This is a genomic window from Stenotrophomonas sp. GW821-FHT09E08, from assembly GCF_059416125.1.
Genome location: NZ_JBWKOO010000019.1, coordinates 15,627 through 36,731 on the forward strand (window position 1 = coordinate 15,627; position 21,105 = coordinate 36,731).

The 21,105-nt window shown below is 66.8% G+C and carries 16 protein-coding genes; 8 read left to right on the forward strand and 8 right to left on the reverse strand.

Features of this window, described 5'->3' with window-relative positions; translation table 11 throughout:
- Positions 1 to 63 precede the first annotated feature (63 nt).
- A complete protein-coding gene (locus AC07M7_RS18990; protein WP_495208046.1) occupies positions 64 to 2,190 on the reverse strand; it encodes a TonB-dependent receptor in 2,127 nt (708 codons plus the stop codon).
- Positions 2,191 to 2,411: 221 nt separating this feature from the next.
- Between AC07M7_RS18990 and AC07M7_RS18995 the strand changes: the two genes are divergently transcribed.
- A complete protein-coding gene (locus AC07M7_RS18995; RefSeq protein ID WP_495208047.1) occupies positions 2,412 to 3,803 on the forward strand; it encodes a class II 3-deoxy-7-phosphoheptulonate synthase in 1,392 nt (463 codons plus the stop codon).
- A 685-nt stretch (positions 3,804 to 4,488) separates the two neighbouring features.
- Positions 4,489 to 5,628 (forward strand): mechanosensitive ion channel family protein, encoded by a 1,140-nt coding sequence (locus AC07M7_RS19000; RefSeq protein WP_136639357.1) that lies wholly within the window; start codon positions 4,489 to 4,491, stop codon positions 5,626 to 5,628.
- Positions 5,629 to 5,688: 60 nt separating this feature from the next.
- Here the strand turns inward: AC07M7_RS19000 and AC07M7_RS19005 are convergent, their stop codons facing one another.
- Genes AC07M7_RS19005 through typA form a run of 3 tightly spaced genes read right to left on the reverse strand, consistent with a single transcriptional unit; the run spans position 5,689 to position 9,679 of the window.
- Positions 5,689 to 7,311 (reverse strand): amidase, encoded by a 1,623-nt coding sequence (locus AC07M7_RS19005; protein ID WP_495208048.1) that lies wholly within the window; start codon positions 7,309 to 7,311, stop codon positions 5,689 to 5,691.
- 41 nt (positions 7,312 to 7,352) lie between these two features.
- A complete protein-coding gene (locus AC07M7_RS19010; RefSeq protein WP_012510161.1) occupies positions 7,353 to 7,820 on the reverse strand; it encodes a DUF2127 domain-containing protein in 468 nt (155 codons plus the stop codon).
- A gap of 11 nt (positions 7,821 to 7,831) precedes the next feature.
- Positions 7,832 to 9,679 (reverse strand): translational GTPase TypA, encoded by a 1,848-nt coding sequence (typA, locus tag AC07M7_RS19015; protein WP_012510162.1) that lies wholly within the window; start codon positions 9,677 to 9,679, stop codon positions 7,832 to 7,834.
- 274 nt (positions 9,680 to 9,953) lie between these two features.
- On the opposite strand from typA, the gene AC07M7_RS19020 reads away from it, so the two are divergent.
- The 6 genes from AC07M7_RS19020 (at position 9,954) to AC07M7_RS19045 (ending at position 16,708) form a co-directional block, all read left to right on the forward strand.
- Complete coding sequence (locus tag AC07M7_RS19020; RefSeq protein WP_136639359.1) at positions 9,954 to 10,445, forward strand: peptidylprolyl isomerase; 492 nt, start codon at positions 9,954 to 9,956, stop codon at positions 10,443 to 10,445.
- Between the two features lie 118 nt (positions 10,446 to 10,563).
- Positions 10,564 to 11,550 carry a malate dehydrogenase gene (locus AC07M7_RS19025; RefSeq protein ID WP_495208049.1) on the forward strand — a complete coding sequence of 329 codons (987 nt, stop codon included), beginning with the start codon at positions 10,564 to 10,566 and terminating at the stop codon, positions 11,548 to 11,550.
- A gap of 92 nt (positions 11,551 to 11,642) precedes the next feature.
- Entirely contained in the window at positions 11,643 to 12,257 is a 615-nt protein-coding gene (locus tag AC07M7_RS19030; protein WP_495208050.1) for an RluA family pseudouridine synthase, read from the forward strand.
- A gap of 748 nt (positions 12,258 to 13,005) precedes the next feature.
- On the forward strand, positions 13,006 to 14,886 hold the full coding sequence (gene prpE / locus AC07M7_RS19035; RefSeq protein WP_495208051.1) for a propionate--CoA ligase: 1,881 nt from the start codon (positions 13,006 to 13,008) through the stop codon (positions 14,884 to 14,886).
- 217 nt (positions 14,887 to 15,103) lie between these two features.
- On the forward strand, positions 15,104 to 15,607 hold the full coding sequence (locus tag AC07M7_RS19040) for a hypothetical protein (RefSeq protein ID WP_136640050.1): 504 nt from the start codon (positions 15,104 to 15,106) through the stop codon (positions 15,605 to 15,607).
- Positions 15,608 to 15,652: 45 nt separating this feature from the next.
- Complete coding sequence (locus AC07M7_RS19045; RefSeq protein WP_136640049.1) at positions 15,653 to 16,708, forward strand: suppressor of fused domain protein; 1,056 nt, start codon at positions 15,653 to 15,655, stop codon at positions 16,706 to 16,708.
- A gap of 119 nt (positions 16,709 to 16,827) precedes the next feature.
- On the opposite strand, the gene AC07M7_RS19050 is transcribed toward AC07M7_RS19045, so the two are convergent.
- From AC07M7_RS19050 to yczE, 4 genes are all read right to left on the reverse strand, one after another.
- A complete protein-coding gene (locus AC07M7_RS19050; protein WP_253079326.1) occupies positions 16,828 to 17,439 on the reverse strand; it encodes a glutathione S-transferase N-terminal domain-containing protein in 612 nt (203 codons plus the stop codon).
- An 84-nt stretch (positions 17,440 to 17,523) separates the two neighbouring features.
- On the reverse strand, positions 17,524 to 17,982 hold the full coding sequence (locus AC07M7_RS19055; RefSeq protein ID WP_004145661.1) for a cell wall hydrolase: 459 nt from the start codon (positions 17,980 to 17,982) through the stop codon (positions 17,524 to 17,526).
- A 297-nt stretch (positions 17,983 to 18,279) separates the two neighbouring features.
- Positions 18,280 to 20,310 carry an FAD-dependent oxidoreductase gene (locus tag AC07M7_RS19060; RefSeq protein WP_495208052.1) on the reverse strand — a complete coding sequence of 677 codons (2,031 nt, stop codon included), beginning with the start codon at positions 20,308 to 20,310 and terminating at the stop codon, positions 18,280 to 18,282.
- Positions 20,311 to 20,416: 106 nt separating this feature from the next.
- Positions 20,417 to 21,046, reverse strand: coding sequence for a membrane protein YczE (yczE, locus tag AC07M7_RS19065; protein ID WP_136640046.1), 630 nt, complete (start codon positions 21,044 to 21,046; stop codon positions 20,417 to 20,419).
- Positions 21,047 to 21,105 lie beyond the last annotated feature (59 nt).

The window sequence follows — 21,105 nt, forward strand, 5'->3', positions numbered from 1 at the left end:
GCAGGTTAGTGCCGGCCGCTGGCCGGCACACCGTGGGAATGCCGGCCAGCGGCCGGCACTACCTCAGAAGTCCTGCTGCAGGCTCAGGTAGGCGCCGCGGCGCGGCCCCCACTGTGGTGCGAAGACGCCCACGCCACCGCCATCGCGCAGCTGGTAGCTGCGGTCCAGTGCGTTGATCACCGCCAGCTGCACGTGCAGTGGATGGCCGCTGTCGGCATTGAAGTCATGTCCTGCACTGAGGTTCACCTGCAGGTATGACGGCAGCTCTCCACCGTTGGGGACGCCCTCGACATCCGAACGCAACCCGCTGCCGAACACGTAGTTGGCACCGATCCGGTTGTGGCCGGCGAAGGCGTAGCTGAAGCCGCCTGACGACGTCAGCTTCTGGTCGTGGTCCAGGTGGATCCAGTGGTTGGCCACGTAGGCCAGCGCCTCGGGATCGAGGTTGTACTGGCCGGTGATGACGTCGGTGCCGATCGCCTTGCTCAGGGCGGCATTGACGTAGGCGCTGAACGGGCCGTTGCTGTAGTCGGCACTGAACTCCAGGCCACGGATGTGGCCGCGGCGGTAGTTGAACGTCGAATAGATGTACGCGGCGCCGAACTGGCCTTCATCCTGCAGCCGCGCAACACGGCGGTCGTACGCGTCCAGGCCCAGGGTCAGGTGCTCGCCCAGCTGCTGGGAGACGCCGATGTCGTAGTAGTCGCTGCGTTCGGCCAGTGGCGTGCTGTTGCCTGCGCTGGACTGCTGGTTGCTGGTGCCGTCGTACAGGGCGATGTCGCTGCTGGCGATCAGTTCACTGGCCGGTGGCGTGAAGTAGCGCGAGTAGCCGGCGTGCACGGTGGTGCTGCTGCTGGCATTCCAGACCACACCCACGCGTGGGCTGAGCTGGCCCTCGGTGTGGCCAAAGGCCTTGTAGTGGTCGCCACGCAGCCCGTAGTTCACGGTCCAGTCGTCGCCGATCTTCCATTCGTCCTGCACGTACAGCGCCAGCGTACTGGCGTGGAACGCGCTGCGATCGGGAATCAGCCGTGGCGTGGTGCTGGACTGCTGGCCGTCGGCGCCGACCGGGAACACCCAGCTGTCGTTGCTGGCCCGCGCGTTCTCGTAGTTGCCGTACAGGCCGTAGCGCAGGGTGTGGTTGTCGCCCAGTGGCGTCGAGAAATCGGCCTGCAGGGTGTTGGCGCGGTTGCTGCGCTGGACCTGCGAGGCGACGCCACTGAACACCAGGTCGCCGGCCACGTCGGGATTGAAGCCGACATCGCTGTAGCGCTGGCCGGCGGACAGCTGGTAGGCGGTGCTGCCCAACGTGCCTTGCAGCACCAGCATGCCGAAGCGGGTGGTCTCGCGCTGGGTCTCATCCAGCTGGCTGGAGTCGAAGGTGGTGGTGTCCAGGTAGCCGAACTGTGGCGTCTGGCCGGGGTTGACCGGAATCTGGAAACGGTTGTTGGCGAAGCCGGCGAACACGCTCAGGCGGGTGTTCTCGTTGACCAGATAAGTGAGGTCGGCGAACGCCTTGCCCTGGTGGGTGTCGTCGTGGAGCGGCCTGCGTGAGTTGGTCGGGTTCTCCAGGCCGACCTCGTTCTGGTCGTAGTTGCCGGTCAGGAACCAGCTCCAGCGCCCCTGTGAGCCCCACCAGGAGGCATTCGGATTGACCTTGCCGAATGAGCCCGCGGTCAGCCCGGCGCTGCCGCCGTTGCCCAGCGCGGCGCCACTGCGGGTAGTGATGTCGACCACCGCAGCAGTACGCTCACCAAACTGCGCCGGCAGCGCGCCGTCCATCAGGCGGATGCTCTTGATGGTGCGCGCATCCAGGGTCTGGCCGAAGCCGGAGATCGATTCGGGCAGCAGTACGCCGTTGATGCGGTACTGCAGGTTGGCGTGGTCGCCGCGCACGTGCACGCCGCCGTAGGAGTCCTGGACCACGCCCGGGGCCTGCAGCAGCACTTGGCTGAGCGGGGCGGAAGCGCCCAGCGGCTGCTTCTGGATGTCCTCGGCGGTGATCTGGTACTGGCTGCTGCCGATGTCCGGTGACAGGGCGTTGCGGGCCTGGTCGAGCTGAGCACTGACGGTGACCGTATCCAGGTCCTTGACCGAGGTTCTGTCGTCATCGGTGGAGGCCGCGAAGGCGGGCAGGCTGGCCAGGGCCAGGGCGAAGGTGATGCCGGTAGCGAGGGGCGAGGGCTTCATGATGGGAAGAGTGATGGCAGGGCGTGGAAGGGGCTGGTCCATGACATGAGAGTGTTACTCCGTAACAAATCATGCGCTTGTCCCGGGCGGCTGACCATGCTCGATCTGGCTGCTCGCGTCGGCCTTTCTCTGCCGTTCAGGCGGCCGCGCCGGACCGGTTGGGCCTTTGCGGCAGCGGCTGGCGATGCGACCATGACGGCCCCCCACCCCGGAAGTCTGCAATGAGCCTGTCCGCCGTTCCGCCCGTCCCCGAACCCGCTGCGACCGCCGCTGGCGCTGCCTGGTCGCCGGAGAGCTGGCGTGGCAAGACCGCGCTGCAGATGCCGATCTATCCCGATCCGGTGGCGCTGGACGCGGCCCTGCACGAACTGAAGCGGCTGCCGCCGCTGGTGACCTCCTGGGAGATCCTGGCGCTGAAGCAGCAGCTGGCCGACGCCCAGGAGGGCAAGCGCTTCCTGCTGCAGGGCGGGGACTGCGCCGAGAATTTCAGCGACTGCGAGTCGGGAACCATCTCCAACCGGTTGAAGGTTCTGTTGCAGATGAGCCTGGTGCTGGTGCACGGCCTGCGCCAGCCGGTTATCCGCGTCGGCCGCTTTGCCGGCCAGTACGCCAAGCCGCGTTCGGCCGATACCGAAACCCGTGATGGCGTGACCCTGCCCAGCTATCGCGGTGATGTCATCAACGCGCCGGCCTTCACCGAAGCGGCGCGGCTGCCGGATCCGAAGCGGATGCTGCAGGCCCACGCGCACTCGGCGATGACCATGAACTTCGTGCGTGCGCTGATCGACGGCGGTTTCGCCGACCTGCACCACCCCGAGTACTGGAACCTAGAATGGGTGAGCCATTCGCCGCTGGCCGCCGAGTACCAGAAGATGGTGGCGTCAATCGGTGATGCGGTGCACTTCATGGAGACCCTGGCCGGGGCCCGCGTGCACAACCTCAACCGCATCGATTTCTACACCTCGCACGAAGCGTTGCTGCTGCCCTACGAGCAGGCGCTGACCCGCCAGGTGCCGCGCCAGCAGGGCTGGTTGAACCTGAGCACGCACTATCCGTGGATCGGCATGCGCACGGCCGCACTCGATGGCGCGCACGTGGAATACCTGCGTGGCGTGCGCAACCCGATTGCGATCAAGGTGGGCCCGTCGGTAACCCCGGACCAGCTGCTGCGCCTGATCGACGTGCTCAATCCGCATGACGAGCCGGGCCGCCTGAGCTTCATCCATCGCATGGGGGCGTCGCAGATCGCGCAGAAGCTGCCGCCGCTGCTGGATGCGGTCAAGCGCGACGGTCGTCGCGTGCTGTGGGTGTGCGATGCGATGCATGGCAACACCGAGAGCACCGCCAACGGCTTCAAGACGCGGCGCTTCGACAACGTGCGTGGCGAAGTGGAGATGTCGTTCGATCTGCATGCGGCCGCAGGCACGCGCCTGGGCGGCGTGCACCTGGAGCTGACCGGCGAAGACGTGACCGAGTGCACCGGTGGCGCGCGTGAGCTGACCGAGCGTGACCTGGAGCGCGCCTATCGTTCGACGGTGGACCCGCGGTTGAACTACGAGCAGTCGCTGGAGATCGCGATGGCGATCGTGCGCAAGCAGGAACAGGTGCGGTAAGTGTGTTTCGGCAGGGCTGCGCCCTGCACCTGCCGAATCAACGTCAACATCAAAGTCAACGTCAAAAGCGGGCTATCCGTGGGTTGGCGGGGCGGTGTCGGATTGCGGGGACGCCGCAAGTACGTCCCTGTAGGCTTGGCCGCGGCATCCATGCCGCGGACACCCCGCAATCCGACACCGCCCCGCCTTCGACAGTTGTCCGGTGTCTGAAGGATTCACGCCATGCGTGGATGAATCTCCATCGGAATCGAATATTTCGAATTGAATTTGAAGAGCATCCACGCATGGCGTGGATCTACGTGTCGACCAAGGTCGACACCCACCAACAGCGGCGGGAAATTGTCGAAGGCGGGGGGGGGGGGGGGGGGGGGGGGGGGGGGGGGGGGGGGGCGGGGGGGGGGGGGGCCGGTTGCGGGGGTGTAAGCGCCATGGATGGCGCGCCCAAGCCTCCAGGGACGGATTCACGGCGTCCCCCGCAACCGGCCCCACCCTGCCATCCCGCAGTAAACCGGCCTTTGCTTTTGCTGTTGCTGTTGAGGTTGCCGGCCAGCGGCCGGCACTACCGCGGGTGCAGGGCGCAGCCCTGCCGAACACCCCCGCCTACATTCTGCTTACGAACGGCTGACATCGCGCTCATGGTGCATGCGCCACGCTGGCTCCTTGATGCAGACAGCGAGAATGCGCAGTGATATGGCAACACCTGCAGCAGTATCTGTGGCCGATCGGAACCGCTTTGGTGGTCGGTGGCCTGGGCGCTTGGGTCGTACTGGCACTGTACCGCCGCCTGCGCGGGCGTGACCGGCGCCGCGCGCGCATTGGCCGGGTGATCGGACCGCCGCTGGCCCTTGCACTGCCCCTGCTGTTGCTGGTGCCGGCGCTGCAGGCCACGCCATTGCCGGAACACACACTCGATCAACTGCTGCGCGTGCTGCACATCGCCCTGACTGCCTGCTTCATCTGGTTGTTGGTTCGGGGCGTTGCGGCGGGCGAGCGCGCGATCCTGCGCAGCCATCCCATCGATGTCTCCGACAACCTGGAGGCGCGCCGCATCCAGACCCAGACGCGGGTGCTCAGCCGTGTGCTGATGGGCGGCATCATCGTGCTGGGCGCGTCGCTGGTACTGCTGACGTTCCCGATGGTGCAGAAGATCGGCACCGCGCTGCTGGCATCGGCAGGCCTGATCGGCCTGGTGGCCGGCATCGCGGCCAAGCCGGTGTTCGGCAACCTGATCGCTGGCCTGCAGATTGCGGTGACGCAGCCGATCCGGCTGGATGACGTGGTGATCGTCGAAGGCGAGTGGGGCCGTATCGAGGAGATCGGCAGCAGCTACGTCGTGGTCCGCATCTGGGATGAGCGACGCATGGTGGTGCCGCTGACCTGGTTCATCGAGAACCCGTTCCAGAATTGGACGCGGCGCAGCGCCGATCTGCTCGGCACGGCGTTCCTGTGGCTGGACTACCGCGCCCCGATCGCGGCGATCCGCACCGAGCTGGAGCGCATCTGCCGTGGTGAGGCGCTGTGGGATGGGCGGGTCTGCGTGACCCAGGTGACCGAAACCAGCGAACGGGCAATCCAGGTCCGCCTGCTGGTCAGCGCACGCAGTTCCGGTGATGCCTTCGACCTGCGCTGCCTGGTACGAGAGCGGATGCTGGATTTCCTGGCGCGCGAGCATCCGCAGTCGTTGCCGCAGGTGCGTGCGCGCGTGCAGCACGAAGACGAACTGGACATGCCGCGAGGACCTCGCGCACGCACCGCGGATGTACGGTCGCCGGGTGCGGAAGATGGTGAGGCGGCGATCGTGCCGGAGGAGCCTGCGGATCGGTAGTGCCGGCCGCTGGCCGGCGCCCCGGGATCTGCTGGCCAGCGGCCGGCACTACCACGCCGATCAAGGCTCGCCAGCGTCGATCAGCGCGTCAGTATCGAAGTGCGGCGGCCGTCGTGCGCGGGTGCGCTGTTCGTAGGCATAGGCCATCTCGATCAGCTTCGGTTCGCTCCAGGCGGTACCCATGAACAGCAGGCCGACCGGAAGGCGATCGATCTGCCCCATCGGCACGCTGAGGCTGGGATAGCCGGCTACGGCGGCAACGCTGTAGCTCTCGCCAGGGAAGTCGTCACCGTCACTGCGGATCGGCCACGCCACGCCCGTGGTCGGTGCCACCAGTGCATCGAGCTGATGGGCGGCGAGGGCGGCATCGATGCCTTCCGGGCCGGCCAGGCGGCGCGCATCGGTCCGCGCGCGGATGTAGGCCGGGTCGGCCAGGCCGGCGGTGGCATCTGCCTCAACCAGCAGTTCCTGGCCGAACAGGCCCAGTTCCTGCTTGCTGTGTGCCTGGTTGAAGGCGATCAGTTCGGCAAGGCTGCGCAGCGGCGCGCGATGGGTGCTGAGGTAGCGCTCCAGGCCGGCCTTGAACTCGTACAGCAGCACGCTGCGTTCGGCCTCGGCCCAGGCGCCCCGGTTGGGCAGTTCCACCGGCACCACCACTGCGCCGGCGCGGCGCAGCTCGGTGGTGGCCTGTTCGATCAGTGGCGGCATGCCGCGGTACTTCAGCAGGGGCGTCTGCAGCAGGCCGATGCGCTTGCCACGCAGGCCCTGCGGGTCCAGGCGCGCGGTGTAGTCGTAGACCGCGCGGCCGGGCATGGTTGCGGTGGCCGGGTCGGCGTCATCGCGACCGGCAATGGCGGTCAGCACGGCGGCGGCATCGGCGACGCTGCGTGTCATCGGCCCGGCGGTGTCCTGGCTGAAGGAAATCGGGATGATGCCGTCGCGGCTGACCAGGCCGACCGTCGGCTTCAGGCCGACCACGCCATTGACCGCAGCCGGGCAGACGATGCTGCCGTCGGTTTCGGTGCCGATCGCCACGCTGGCGAGGTTGGCGGCTACGGCCACTGCGCTGCCGCTGCTGGAGCCGCAGGGCGAATGGCTGAGGCGGTAGGGATTGCGGGTCTGGCCGCCGCGCGCGCTCCAGCCGGACACCGAATCATTGCCGCGGAAATTGGCCCATTCGCTGAGGTTGGTCTTGCCCAGCACCACGGCACCGGCCTCGCGCAGGCGACGTACCAGATAGGCGTCGTCCGGGCGGAAGCCCTGCAGCGCCAGCGAGCCGGCCGTGGTGGCCATCGGCGCGGCGTTGATGTTGTCCTTCAGCACGACTGGGATGCCGTGCAGCGGGCCGCGCAGGCGACCGTCACGACGCTCGCGATCGCGTTCGGCGGCTTCCTTCAGTGCATCCGGGTTGAGTTCGATCACCGCGCGCAGTCGGGGGCCGGCACGGTCCAGCGCGGCGATGCGCTGCAGGTAGGCCTGGGTGAGGGTGGTGCTGTCCAGTTCGCCGGCGGTCATCCGCGCCTGCAGGTCGGCGACATCGGTTTCGGCGTAGGGGAATGGCACGTTGCGGCTGGCAGGTTCGGCGGCGTGGGCGCTGGGCGTGGCCGGGCTGCAGGCAGCGACAAGCAGCGCAGGCAGCGCAGCGAGCAGGCAGATCAGGAGGGGCGGCAAGGACGGGCGCATGGGGCGGCTTGGTCGGCTCCAATCCCCAGTGTAGCCGGTGCTCAGCGGCGGCGCTTGCGCAGGTCGCGGGCCAGCACGTAGACCACGATCAGGTTGATCGCCAGGATCGTCCACGAGGGCCAGCCAGGATGGCGGATGATCGCGAAGATATCGAACGGCAGGTACAGCGAAGCGGTCAGGCAGCCCAGCCAGGAGGCCCAGGCCTTGGCACGCCACAGGCCCCAGGCTTCAACCAGATGCAGCAGGCCGTAACCGATCATCCCCGCCGCGGCCAGGTGCACCGCGTCGGGGCTGATCATGTGCAGCAGCGAGGGCAGGGTGCCATGGTCCGGATCCAGGCTGAAGCGCCGGATCAGGGCCATGATGCCGTGCCGCAGCGGCTGCGGTCCGAGCACTTCCAGCCCGGTTGCGGCCAACAGCGCCAGCATCGCCTTGCTCGCTTCGAGCAAGGCGATGACGTGCAGACCCGGATGCCGGTGTGGATCCGGGTTGTAGCCGCTCTGGTTCACGGGGTGCTGGCTCAGCCGCCGCGCGAAGCCTTCTTGCGGTCGCTTTCGGTCAGGAACTTCTTGCGCAGGCGGATCTCCTTGGGGGTGATCTCGACCAGCTCGTCGTCTTCGATGAAGTCCAGGGCCTGTTCCAGCGAGTACTTGATCGCCGGGGTCAGCTGGATCGCATCGTCCTTGCCCGAAGCGCGCATGTTGGTCAGCGGCTTGGTCTTGATCGCGTTGACGGTCAGGTCGTTGTCCTTGGAGTGGATACCGACCAGCTGGCCTTCATACACGTTGTCGCCTTCAGCGGCGAAGAGCTTGCCGCGCTCCTGCAGCGGGCCCAGCGAGTAGGCCGGCGTGGCGCCCGGCGCATTGGCGATCATCACGCCGTTGATGCGCTTGGCGATCGCGCCCTGCTCCTTCGGACCGTAGTGGTCGAAGACATGGAACAGCAGGCCCGAACCCTGGGTGAGGGTCTTGAACTCGTTCTGGAAACCGATCAGGCCACGGGCCGGGATCTGGTACTCAAGGCGCACACGGCCCTTGCCGTCCGATTCCATGTTCTTCAGCTGGCCCTTGCGGGTGCCCAGCTTTTCCATCACGCCGCCCTGGTGGATTTCTTCGATGTCCACCACCAGCTGCTCGATCGGCTCCATGGCCTGGCCGTCGATCTGCTTGATGATCACTTCCGGGCGCGACACGGCCAGCTCGTAGCCTTCACGACGCATGTTCTCGATCAGCACCGACAGGTGCAGTTCGCCACGGCCGGAGACCAGGAACTTGTCGGCGTCTTCCAGCTGTTCAACCTTCAGCGCGACGTTGTGGACCTTTTCACGGTCCAGACGGTCCTTGATCTGGCGGCTGGTCAGGAACTTGCCACCGGACAGGTCCTTGTTACCGGCGAACGGCGAGTTGTTGACCTGGAAGGTCATCGAGATGGTCGGCTCGTCGACGGTCAGTGCCGGCAGCGCTTCCGGGGTGTCCGGGGCGCACAGGGTGTCGGAGATGGTCAGCTCCTGGATGCCCGAGATGGCGACGATGTCACCGGCCTCGGCCGAATCCTGCTCGATGCGCTCCAGGCCCAGGAAGCCCAGCACCTGCAGCACCTTGCCGTTGCGCTTCTTGCCTTCACGGTCGATGACCGCGACCTGCATGTTCTTCTTCAGGGTGCCGCGCTGGATGCGGCCGATGCCGATCACGCCCACGAAGTTGTTGTAGTCCAGCTGGCTGATGCGCATCTGGAACGGGCCTTCCGGATCGACTTCCGGCTTCGGCGCGTGCTGCATGATCGCTTCGTACAGCGGGGTCATGTCGCCGTCGCGCACGGTGTCTTCCAGGCCAGCGTAGCCGTTCAGGGCCGAGGCGTAGACGATCGGGAAGTCGAGCTGCTCATTGGTGGCGCCGAGCTTGTCGAACAGGTCGAACACCTGGTCGATCACCCACTCCGGACGCGAGCCCGGGCGGTCGACCTTGTTGACCACGACGATCGGCTTGAAGCCCATCGCGAAGGCCTTCTGGGTGACGAAGCGGGTCTGCGGCATCGGGCCGTCCATCGCGTCGACGAGGATCAGCACGGTGTCGACCATCGACAGCACGCGCTCGACCTCACCGCCGAAGTCGGCGTGTCCGGGGGTGTCGACGATGTTGATCCGGTTCTTGATACCGGTCTTCTTGTCTTCCCAGGTGATGGCCGTGTTCTTGGCCAGGATGGTGATGCCGCGTTCCTTTTCCTGGTCGTTGCTGTCCATCACGCGCTCGGCGAGGACGGTACGCTCGGACAGGGTGCCGGACTGCTTCAGCAGCTGGTCGACCAGGGTGGTCTTGCCATGGTCGACGTGGGCGACGATGGCGATGTTGCGAAGATTTTCGATGGACATACGAAAGGGGGCCAGTCGGCGCCGGATTTGGAAAAAGAAGTCCAACATTATACGTCGAAGTTGACGATTGGCGAAAACCCGGATTTCACATCGGTCATGGTGCCCATTCAGCTGGGTGTCCCCCAAGCTGGGCCGGGGCCTGGGGGCCGTAGGTCTGGCCTCCCCCTTCCGGAGGCTGAAGCAGGGATCTGCGCCCATGGTCGAAGCCGCCGTCGCCACGAGGCGGGTGTAAACTAGGTGGCTAGACGCATTCCCCTCTGCATCAAGGATCTTCATGTCCCTCATCGCCACTTTCGACACCACCCAGGGCCCGATCAAGGTCGAGCTGTTCGCTGACAAGGCGCCGCTGACCGTTGCCAACTTCGTGAACCTGGTCAAGCACGGCTTCTATGACGGCCTGATCTTCCACCGCGTGATCGCCGACTTCATGATCCAGGGCGGTTGCCCGCAGGGTCGTGGCACCGGTGGCCCGGGCTACAAGTTCGAGGACGAGAAGAACGGCGTGAAGCACGAAGTCGGCTCGCTGTCGATGGCCAATGCCGGCCCGAACACCAACGGCAGCCAGTTCTTCATCACCCACATCAAGACCGATTGGCTGGACGGCCGCCACACCGTGTTCGGCAAGGTCCTGGAAGGCCAGGCCATCGTCGATTCGGTCAAGCAGGGTGACGTGATCCATTCGATCACCCTGGAAGGCGATACCGACGCCGTGCTCGCCGCACAGGCCGACCGCGTCGCGGAGTGGAACAAGCTCCTCGCCGCCTGATCCCCCTTCGAAACGGCCACCCATCGGTGGCCGTTTCCCTGTTCCCCGCCGCCCGCCAGGCCTGCTCGGCCACGCCCGCGGCGTTCCATCAAACGCTTGCAAGCAAGAGGAAACCCCCATGAAAGCACCCCTTCGTGTTGCCGTGACCGGCGCCGCCGGCCAGATCGGTTATGCCCTGCTGTTCCGCATCGCCTCCGGCGAAATGCTGGGCAAGGACCAGCCGGTCATCCTGCAGCTGCTGGAACTGCCGGTCGACAAGGCCCAGGCCGCCCTGAAGGGCGTGATGATGGAGCTGGAAGACTGCGCTTTCCCGCTGCTGGCCGGCATGGTCGGTACCGACGACGCCGAAGTGGCCTTCAAGGACGCTGACATCGCCCTGCTGGTTGGCGCGCGTCCGCGCGGCCCGGGCATGGAGCGCAAGGACCTGCTGCTGGAAAACGCCAAGATCTTCACCGCCCAGGGCGCGGCGCTGAACAAGGTCGCCAGCCGTGACGTGAAGGTGCTGGTGGTAGGCAACCCGGCCAACACCAATGCCTACATCGCCATGAAGTCGGCCCCGGACCTGAAGCCGGAAAACTTCACCGCCATGCTGCGCCTGGACCACAACCGCGCCCTGAGCCAGCTGTCGGCCAAGCTGGGCAAGCCGGTCGGTGGCATGGAAAAGCTGGTCGTGTGGGGCAACCACAGCCCGACCATGTACCCGGACTACCGTTTCGCCACCGCCGATGGTGCGTCGATCGCCGATGCGATCAATGACCAGGAATGGAACGCCAACACCTTCATCCCGACCGTGGGCAAGCGCGGCGCGGCGATCATCGAAGCCCGTGGCTCGTCCTCGGCGGCTTCGGCGGCCAACGCAGCCATCGACCACGTGCGTGACTGGGTGCTGGGCAGCAACGGCAAGTGGGTCACCATGGGCGTGCCGTCCGACGGTTCCTACGGTATTCCGGAAGGCGTGATCTTCGGGTTCGCAGTGACCACCGAGAACGGCAAGTACACCCTGGTCAAGGATCTGCCGATCGACGACTTCAGCCAGAAGTACATCGACAAGACCCTGGCCGAGCTGGAAGAAGAGCGCTCCGGCGTCGCCCACCTGCTGGGCTGATGCGGTCTGTGCCGGCAGCTTGCCGGCACTGCCTGAAATGAAACGGGGAGGCTTCGGCTTCCCCGTTTTCGTATGGAGCACCTGGCAACGATATGATCCATCTGCATTACATCGACGACACGCTGCTGGTGGCCGAGAAGCCGGCCGGCCTGCTGTCCGTGCCCGGTCGCAGCGCCGAGAACCAGGACTGCGTGATCGCACGGCTGCAGGCGCTGTACCCGGACGCGCTGACCGTGCACCGCCTGGACCAGGTGACCTCGGGCCTGCTGCTGCATGCGCGTGGCAAGGACATGCAGGCGGCGTTGTCGATGCAGTTCGAACAGCGCCAGGTCGGCAAGCGCTACGAAGCGATCGTGCAGGGGGGGCTGGACGCCGAAGCCGGTGAGGTGGATCTGCCGCTGATCGTGGACTGGCCGAACCGGCCGAAGCAGATGGTCGACCACGAACGCGGCAAGCCGGCGCTGACACGCTGGCGTGTACTTGCCCGTGATGTTGAAGCGCAGCGCACCCGCGTGGAATTGGAACCGATCACTGGCCGCAGCCATCAGCTGCGCCTGCACATGGCCAGTCTCGGCCATCCCATCGTTGGTGACGTGCTGTATGGCGCCGTGCCGGCGCAGCGCGTGCACCTGCATGCGCGCAGCCTGCGATTCAACCACCCGGTGACGGGCGAGGCGCTCGCGTTCGAGTCAGCGGCTCCGTTCTAGGGGTTCGGCAGGGCTTGCAGCCCTGCACCTGCAGAATCAACGTCAACGTCAAAAGCGGGCTATCCGTGGGTTGGCGGGACGGTGTCGGAGTGCGGGGACGCCGCAAGTACGTCCCTGTAGGCTTGGCAGCCGCATCCATGCGGCTGACACCCCGCACTCCGACACCGCCCCACCTTCGACAGATTCCCGCGGCTGTTGGTAACTGCGGCCGTTGTTCCGCGCGGCTGTTGGTAGGTGTCGACCTTGGTCGACACGATTTTTCCCTCAGATATCGAATGAATCATCCACGCATGGCGTGGATCTACCGTGTCGACCAAGGTCGACACCTACCAGAGCAGTCGACCAAGGTCGACACCCATCAGGGCAATACGCCGTTCCGACAGATCGCGGCCAACTGTCGAAGGCGGGGTGGGTCCGGTTGCGGGAGTGTCCGCGGCATGGATGCCGCGGCCAAGCCCCCAAGGGTGAGGGTGCTTTGCTTGCGAAGCACTGCTTCGCAAGCGCCTGAACGCACAGCCGCCAGCGGCTGGGCCGGACCGCGGAGCGGGGTTTACGGCGTCTCCCGCAACCGGACCCGCCCCGCCATCCCTCAGGAAACCAGCTTCTGCTGTTGCTTGGGCTTTGGCCTCTGCAGGTGCAGGGCTGCAAGCCCTGCAGAACAAAACCCACCCCCTACCAAGGTAGGGCGGCCCGCGCGGCAGCGCCGGACTATCCTCGAACCCATGACTTTGTCTGGGAGGGCTGCGTCATGAACTACGAGGAAACCTACCGTCGCTCGATCGACGAGCCGGAGGCCTTCTGGGGCGAGGAAGCCAAGCGCATCCATTGGCACAAACAGCCGCAGCAGGTGCTCGACTACAGCAATCCGCCGTTCCGGCGCTGGTTCGTCGGTGGCGAAACCAATCTCTGCTACAACGCCGTCGACCGCCACCTGGCCGACCGCGCCGACCAGCTGGCGCTGGTCGCCATCTCCACCGAGACCAACAGCACCCGCGAGATCACCTATCGCCAGCTGTATCGCGAAGTGAACGACTTCGCCGCCGTGCTCAGGCACCTGGGCGTCGGTCACGGTGACCGCGTGGTGATCTACATGCCGAACATGGCCGAAGCGGTATTTGCCATGCTCGCCTGCGCGCGCATCGGTGCGGTGCACTCGGTGGTGTTCGGCGGCTTCGCCGCGCACAACCTGGCGCTGCGCATCGACGACGCCAAGCCCAAACTGCTGATCGCCGCCGATGCCGGCATGCGCGGCGGCAAGCTGATTTCGTACAAGGCGATGGTCGACGCGGCCTGTGCCGAGGCCAGTAATCCGCCGCCACATGTGTTGATCGTGTCGCGAGGGTTGGACCCGGCAGAACCGCGTGTGGCGGGACGCGATGTGGAGTACGCCACGCTGCGTGCACAGATCGGCGAAACCGATGTGCCGGTACAGTGGCTGGAATCAAGCGAGCCGAGCTACCTGCTGTACACCTCCGGCACCACCGGCAAGCCGAAGGGCGTGCAACGCGATGTCGGCGGCTATGCGGTGGCGATGGCGCAGTCGATGGAGACCGTGTTCGACTGCCGGCCAGGGCAGGTGATGTTCTCCACCTCCGATGTCGGCTGGGCGGTCGGCCATTCCTACAACGTGTACGGCCCGCTGATCGGTGGCTGCACCTCGCTGCTGTACGAAGGGCTGCCGACCAACCCGGATCCGGGCATCTGGTGGGCGCTGTGCGAGCAGTACAACGTGCGCACGATGTTCTCTTCGCCCACCGCCATCCGCGTGCTGAAGAAGCACGACGCGGACTTCATCCATCGCCACGACCTGGGCGCACTGAAGTACCTGTTCCTGGCCGGCGAGCCGCTGGATGAACCGACCGCGCACTGGATCAGCGAGGCGCTTGGCAAGCCGATCATCGACAACTACTGGCAGACCGAAACCGGCTGGCCGGCGCTGACCCTGCTGCCAGGCCTGGAGATGAAGCCGGTCCGGTTCGGTTCGCCGGGCTTCCCCAACCTCGGTTACCGCATGAAGGTGATCGATGAGAACACCGGCGAAGAAGTGGCGCCGGGGCAGAAGGGCGTGCTGGTGATGACCCCTCCATTGCCGCCGGGCTGCATGAGCACGGTGTGGAACGACGACAGCCGCTTCCTGCAGAGCTATTTCAGCCACTTCAAGGAGCTGCTGTACAGCTCACTGGACTGGGCGATCCGCGATGACGATGGCTACACCTTCATCCTCGGCCGCACCGACGATGTGATCAACGTGGCCGGTCACCGGTTGGGTACGCGCGAGATTGAAGAAGCCATCTCCAGCCATCCGCGTGTGGCCGAGGCCGCCGTGATCGGGGTCAAGGATGAGCTGAAGGGGCAGGTGCCGCTGGTGTTCGTCACCCTCAAGCAGGGCCTCGATGGTGAGGATCCGGCGCCGGTGGTGGCCGAGATGATGGCCACGGTGACCGCATCGCTCGGTGCGGTTGCACGCCCGGCGCATGTGCACGTGGTCAACGCGTTGCCCAAGACCCGCTCGGGCAAGCTGCTGCGGCGTTCGCTGCAGGCGCTGGCCGAGCAACGCGACCCGGGCGACCTGTCGACGCTGGATGACCCCGGAGCGCTGGAGGAGATCCGCCGCGCGCTGGGCCGCTGATCCGGTAGTGCCGGGCGCTGGCCGGCAACCTCGGGAATCATGGGGTTGCCGGCCAGCGCCCGGCACTACCCTCCGCGTCCAGAACAAAGCTCGGACTGTCATCGACCTGCAACACGCGGCGCGCGCCGGGGAAGGCGCGCCCCGTCCGGGGATGGCACACAGGGGGGGCGTGCCCGCAAGGGTGCGCCGGCATTGCGCATCGAGGGAGGGGGAGGCAATGGCATTGCTGCACGCCAAGACGGCTGCTGGCCGTCAGGAAATAGAGGACCGTGGCCGGCGCCTGCCGGCGGCACTGCGTTCGATCCTGCTGATGGTTGACGGCCATCGCGATGACACCGAACTGCGCGGCCTGTTCGAAGGCCTGCGCGCACCACCCGATGCACTGGAGCAGCTGGCCGCACAGGGCCTGATCGAAGTGATCGGCGGAAGTGCCGAGGTGACACCGCTGCGTGGCATCAGCACCGGGCGCGAACAGGATCCGGCGCTGTACCAGCAGCTGTACGACGCGATGAGCGAGGCCGTGCGCCGCCACCTGGGCCTGAAGGGCTACTTCATGCAGTTGAAGATAGAACGCTGCACCGATGCATTGGCGCTGGAGCGCCTGTGCCCGGAACTGCTGGCGGCGGTGGGCAAGGCGCGCAGCCCGGCGCTGGCCCAGCGCTGGTGGCAGGAAACCCAGGCGGCCGTGGTGAATGACGGTGGCGAGGTCGTGCAGGCCTGAGCCACCGCGTAAAGTGACCGGTTCACTTCCCACAAGGAGTCTCCCGTGCAGGACGACCACGACGACACCGACACCCCTGGCTGGGACGCGATCAACGCCGCGCTTGCGCCGTTGCATGCCGGCCAGGAACCGCGCCATTACGGCACTGCATTGCCATACACGCTGGGTGGCCAGGATCCCCTCGATGGCATCAGCGTGTACTGGGCGGATGCGCCGGTCCCGCACTGGCACTACATCACCTATGGATTCTCCGAGCTGTACGCCAAGGAGAGCAGCGATGCCGCCAACAGCGGTTATGGCTTCGAACTGACGTTCCGCCTGGCTGCGAGCACCGGCGAGACCACTGGCAGTGAGCCGCCGGTGTGGCCGATGAACCTGCTGCAGAACCTGGCGCGCTATGTGTTCGGCAGCGGCAATGTGTTCGAGGACGGTCACCACCTCAATGCCAATGGTCCGATTGCGCTGGAGACCGACACCCGGTTGTGCCACCTCGCCTTCATCGCCGACCCGCAGCTTCCCGCGCGTGATACCGCCAACGGTCATCTGCAGTTCCTGCAGCTGGTCGGGTTGACCGACGAAGAAATGGAGGCGGTCAAACGCTGGTCGACGCGCGGTGTGCTGCAGGTGCTGCAGCCGGCGATGCCGCTGTGGATCAGCGACCTGCACCGCGGCAACCTGCTGGACGATGCGGGGTTGGCGCAGCAGGTGAGGGCCGGCAGCGAGCGCGAGGGCTCCAGTACCGGCATGTTGTTCATCGAGACACTGGATTGGCGGCAGGAGGCGGGCATCACTACCCTGGTGCTGGGGGCCGGCCAGGTCGCCAGCGTGTGCGAGCTGCTGCCGCTGCGCCTGCGCCATGGCAAATCGCTGGAACTGGTCAGCCGCGAGCGGCAGTGGGAATTCATTCCGGCCGGGCGCAGTGACGTCGGCGACGTGTCCGCCGACAGCGCGCGCTGGGCACTGGACGAGCCGGGACTGCAGGCGCTGGCGGGCGTGCGTGCCGAGCGCGGTATCTACCCGGTGGCGGCGGCGCTGCGCATCGAAGTGGTGCCGACCTACCTGCGCGATGCCAAGGGCGAAGTGATCCGCCAGATCGGCTGATCGGGTCGATGGAGCCGATGGGTCAGAGCCGCCTGCTGCGCAGACGGTTCCGACCCCGCCTCGGGGCCTCTGGGGCCGGATCCGCTCGCCACGCGAACGGCTCTGACCCCTGACCAGGGTCAGGCCAGGCCTTCGGCCTTCAGCACGGCCTGCACGCCGGCATCGGCGTCCATGCGCGCTTTGTAGGCGGCAAGGTTGTCCAGGCCGGACAGATCGACCTTGGTACCGGCGGCCCAGCGCAGGGTGATGTAGAAGTACGGATCGGCGAAGCTGCGGAAGCCGGCGAGCCAGGGCTTGTCGGACAGCTGCTTGTCGGCGGTCTCGAACAGGCCACGCAGGCGCTTGTGTGCGGCGGCGCGGATCGCATCGAACTGGCTTTCGTCGGCAATGAACTTGCCCGGCGCGAACAGCGGCGAGAACGCCGGATGCACATCGGAGTTGACGAAGGCGAGCCAGCGGGTGGCCTCGGCGCGCTGGCGCGGACTACCGTCGCCGCCGAGGCCGGCCTGCGGGAAGCTGTCAGCGATGTAGCCCATGATTGCCGCGTTCTGCAGCAGCACGAAGTCGCCATCGACCAGCGCGGGTACCGCGCCGGCCGGATTGATCTTGAGGAATTCCGGACCCTTCAGGGTGTCCTTGTTCAGCAGTTCAACCTCGAACGGCTGGCCGGTCCATTGCAGGGCGATGTGGTCGGCGGTGGAACAGGCACCGGGCTTGCTGTACAGCTTCATGGGAACTCCAGGTGATGCGTGCGGGAAGCACCCACTATCCCAGAGCCTGGCGGCGGGCGGCAACGCTGCCGCCAGCACGGATCGTTACGACTGCCGTGGCTTGAGGTTCTGCACCTTATAGAAGGTGTGATCGCCGATGGTGGCCACCTGGTAGGCGTTGCGCCAGTTCGGGCTGGCGATGGCCAGCGCGGCGAAGTGACTGGCACCGGGCACGATCTCGCGGCGCTCGCCGGCCGGCAGCGCCCAGTTGCGCTCGGCGTCGAAGGCCACGTTCATCGCCTCGCTCCAGGCCGCGTCGTTCCCCAGCTGGGTGCCGGGGGAGACGATGGTCGGTGCGAACTGCTTGCGCGCGGTCACCACCTGGCACATCGAGTCACCCCACAGGCCGCTGTCGAGGCGGCGCAGGGCAACCTCGGCCACGGCCTGTTGGCCACGCAGGGTCTGGTCGCGGGCTTCCAGGTACACGGTGGTGCTCAAGCACAATGAATCAGCGGCCGGCTGCGGCAACAACTGCGACAGCCAGAGAATCCAGGCCAGTTTCATATAACTCCTTGCTCCGTATGGGCCGCACGCTCCGGTTCCGGCCGCGGGCGCGACAGGAGGCGGGGTACGACTTGGCGTCATGGGGAGGCGGCCATCGGGGCCGCCCCGTGGGCAGCCCCAAAAGAACGATCAGTACCGATCGAGGGGGCCGCGCCGGCTCACCGGAAACTGGCTGGTGAGCGGAAAGATGGCGCAAGGTAGGGGGGGATAGCCGAACGCATCGTGAATCGCCCGGCTTGACATTCAGGTTCGGCAGGGGTGACGGAAATCACATTCCGCCCCCCATTCAGGTGCTCATCAAAGCGCAGCGGCGACCCGGCTGCCCTGGTCGATCGCCCGCTTCGCATCCAGTTCGGCGGCCACATCGGCGCCGCCGATCAACTGTGCGTTGATGCCGGCGGCCTGCAGTTCGGCCTGCAGCGTGCGGTTCGGTTCCTGGCCGGCGCAGATCACCACGTGATCGACCGGCAGCAGTTGTTCGCTGCCTTCAACGCGGATGCGCAGGCCTTCGTCGTCCACGCCCAGGTACTCGACGCCGCCGAGCATGCGTACGCCCTTGGCCTTCAGTGTGGCCCGGTGGATCCAGCCGGTGGTCTTGCCCAGCCGCGCGCCGGGCTTGCCCGGGCTGCGCTGCAGCAGCCACAACCGACGCGGCGACGCCTCGGCCTGCGGCCGCGCCAGCGAGCCGCGGGCCTCGAAGGTGGCGTCCACGCCCCATTCGGCCATCCAGCGCTGCGGGTCCAGCGACGGCGACTCGCCCGAATGGCTGAGGAACTCGCCGACGTCGAAGCCGATGCCGCCGGCGCCGATGATCGCCGCATTGGCGCCGACTTCGACACGGCCCAGCAGCACGTCCAGGTAGTTCACCACCTTGGCGTGGTCGGCACCGGGGAAGTCGACCCTGCGCGGGGTGATTCCCGTGGCCAGCACCACCTCGTCGAAGCCGGCCAGATTGGCGGCATCGGCGCGGGTGCCGAGGCGCAGCTGCACGCCGGTCTCGCCCAGCGTGTGGCGGAAATAGCGCAGGGTCTCGTGGAATTCTTCCTTGCCCGGGATGCGCTTGGCCACGTTGAACTGGCCGCCGATCTCGTCGTTGGCATCGAACAGGGTCACCTGGTGGCCGCGCTGGGCAGCGACGGTGGCGCAGGCCAGGCCGGCCGGGCCGGCGCCGACCACGGCGATCTTCTTCGGCGCGGCAGTGGGGTGGTAGACCAGCTCGGTCTCGTGTGCGGCACGCGGATTGACCAGGCAGCTGGCCAGCTTGTTCTCGAACACATGGTCCAGGCAGGCCTGGTTGCAGGCGATGCAGGTGTTGATCGCCTCGGCACGGCCGGCACGCGCCTTGTTCGGCCACTGCGGGTCGGCCAGCAGCGGCCGCGCCAGCGACACCATGTCGGCGCCGCCGCCGGCCAGGATGCGCTCGGCCACGTCGGGCATGTTGATGCGGTTGGTCGCCACCAGCGGCAGCTTTACGTGCGGCTTGAGCTTGGCGGTAACCCCGACGAAGGCCGCGCGCGGTACCGAGGTGGCGATGGTCGGAATGCGCGCTTCGTGCCAGCCGATGCCGGAGTTGATGATGGTCGCACCGGCAGCCTCGATGGCCTGCGCCTGCTGCACGATCTCGTCCCAGTTGCTGCCGTCTTCCACCAGGTCGACCAGCGACAGGCGGTAGATGATGATGAAGTCCGGGCCGCAGGCTTCGCGGATGCGGCGCACGATTTCCACTGCGAAGCGCATGCGCTGGCGTGCGTCGCCGCCCCATTGATCAGCGCGCTTGTTGGTACGCGGTGCGATGAACTCGTTGATGAGGTAACCCTCCGAGCCCATCACTTCGACGCCGTCATAGCCGGCCTCGCGGGCCAGCTTCGCGCTGCGTGCGTAGTCGGCGATATGGCGTTCGACACCACCGGCCGACAGCGCGCGCGGGGTGAACGGGTTGATCGGCGCCTTCAGCTTCGACGGCGCCACCGACAGCGGGTGGTAGGCATAGCGGCCGGCATGCAGCAGCTGCAGGCAGATCTTCGCGCCGTGCTGGTGCGCGGCGGCGGTCAGCTGGCGGTGCGGCCGCACTTCCCAGGGCCAGGAGAGCTTGCCGCCGAATGGCTTCAGCCAGGCGACCACGTTCGGGGCGAAGCCACCAGTGACGATCAGGCCGACACCGCCCTCGGCGCGCTCGGCGAAGTAGGCCGCCAGCCGCGGGAAGTCGCGGGCGCGATCTTCCAGGCCGGTGTGCATCGAGCCCATCAATACGCGGTTGCGCAGCTGGGTGAAGCCCAGGTCCAGCGGGGCGAACAGGTGGGGATAGGCGCTTTCGTTGGCTGGCGACATGGTCGATACGCTTGCGTACGGAAGCGCGAAGGGTGCCGCGAAACGGCGGCCGGGGCAAGGGCCGGCCTTTGGGTAGTGCCGGCCGCTGGCCGGCATTCGGGGTAGCTCAGGGGGACTGCGGCTGCCGGCCAGCGGCCGGCACTACCGCGGGACGACCAATCCCGAACCAGCCCAGCGTCACCCCGCACAGCGGGCCGATCAGCAGGGCGAAGGCCAGCGTACCCAAGCCGACATTGCCGCCCAGCCACCAGCCCAGCAGCAGCACGCTGCCCTCGATCAGGCTGCGCACCTTCCAGATCGGCCAGCCAGTGCGGGCGTGCAGGCCGGTCATCAGGCCATCGCGCGGGCCCGGGCCGAGCTTGGCACCGATGTACAGGCCGGTGGCCAGCGCGACCAGCAGCATGCCGGCGCAGAACATCGCGAGCTGCCAGCCGAGGCCGACTGCTGGCGGCAGCAGCCACAGCCCGAACTGGGCCGAGGGACCGATCAGCATTACGTTGAGCACGGTTCCCACGCCCGGCTTCTGCCGCAGCGGCCACCACAGCAGCAGCACCAGTGCGCCGATCACGTTGGTGGCCAGGCCGAAGGACAGCGGCGTCTGCGCGGCGATGCCCTGCGACAGTACATCCCAGGGCGCCACGCCGATGGCGGCGCGGATCATCAGCGAGGCACCGAAGCCGTACAGGAACAGGCCGATGATCAGTTGCAGCAGGCGCAGGGGCAGAGCGGTGGGCATGGCGGTCTCGGGGGGAGGGGAATCTGTTTCCACCGTAATCCCGATTCCGTTGATTCAAT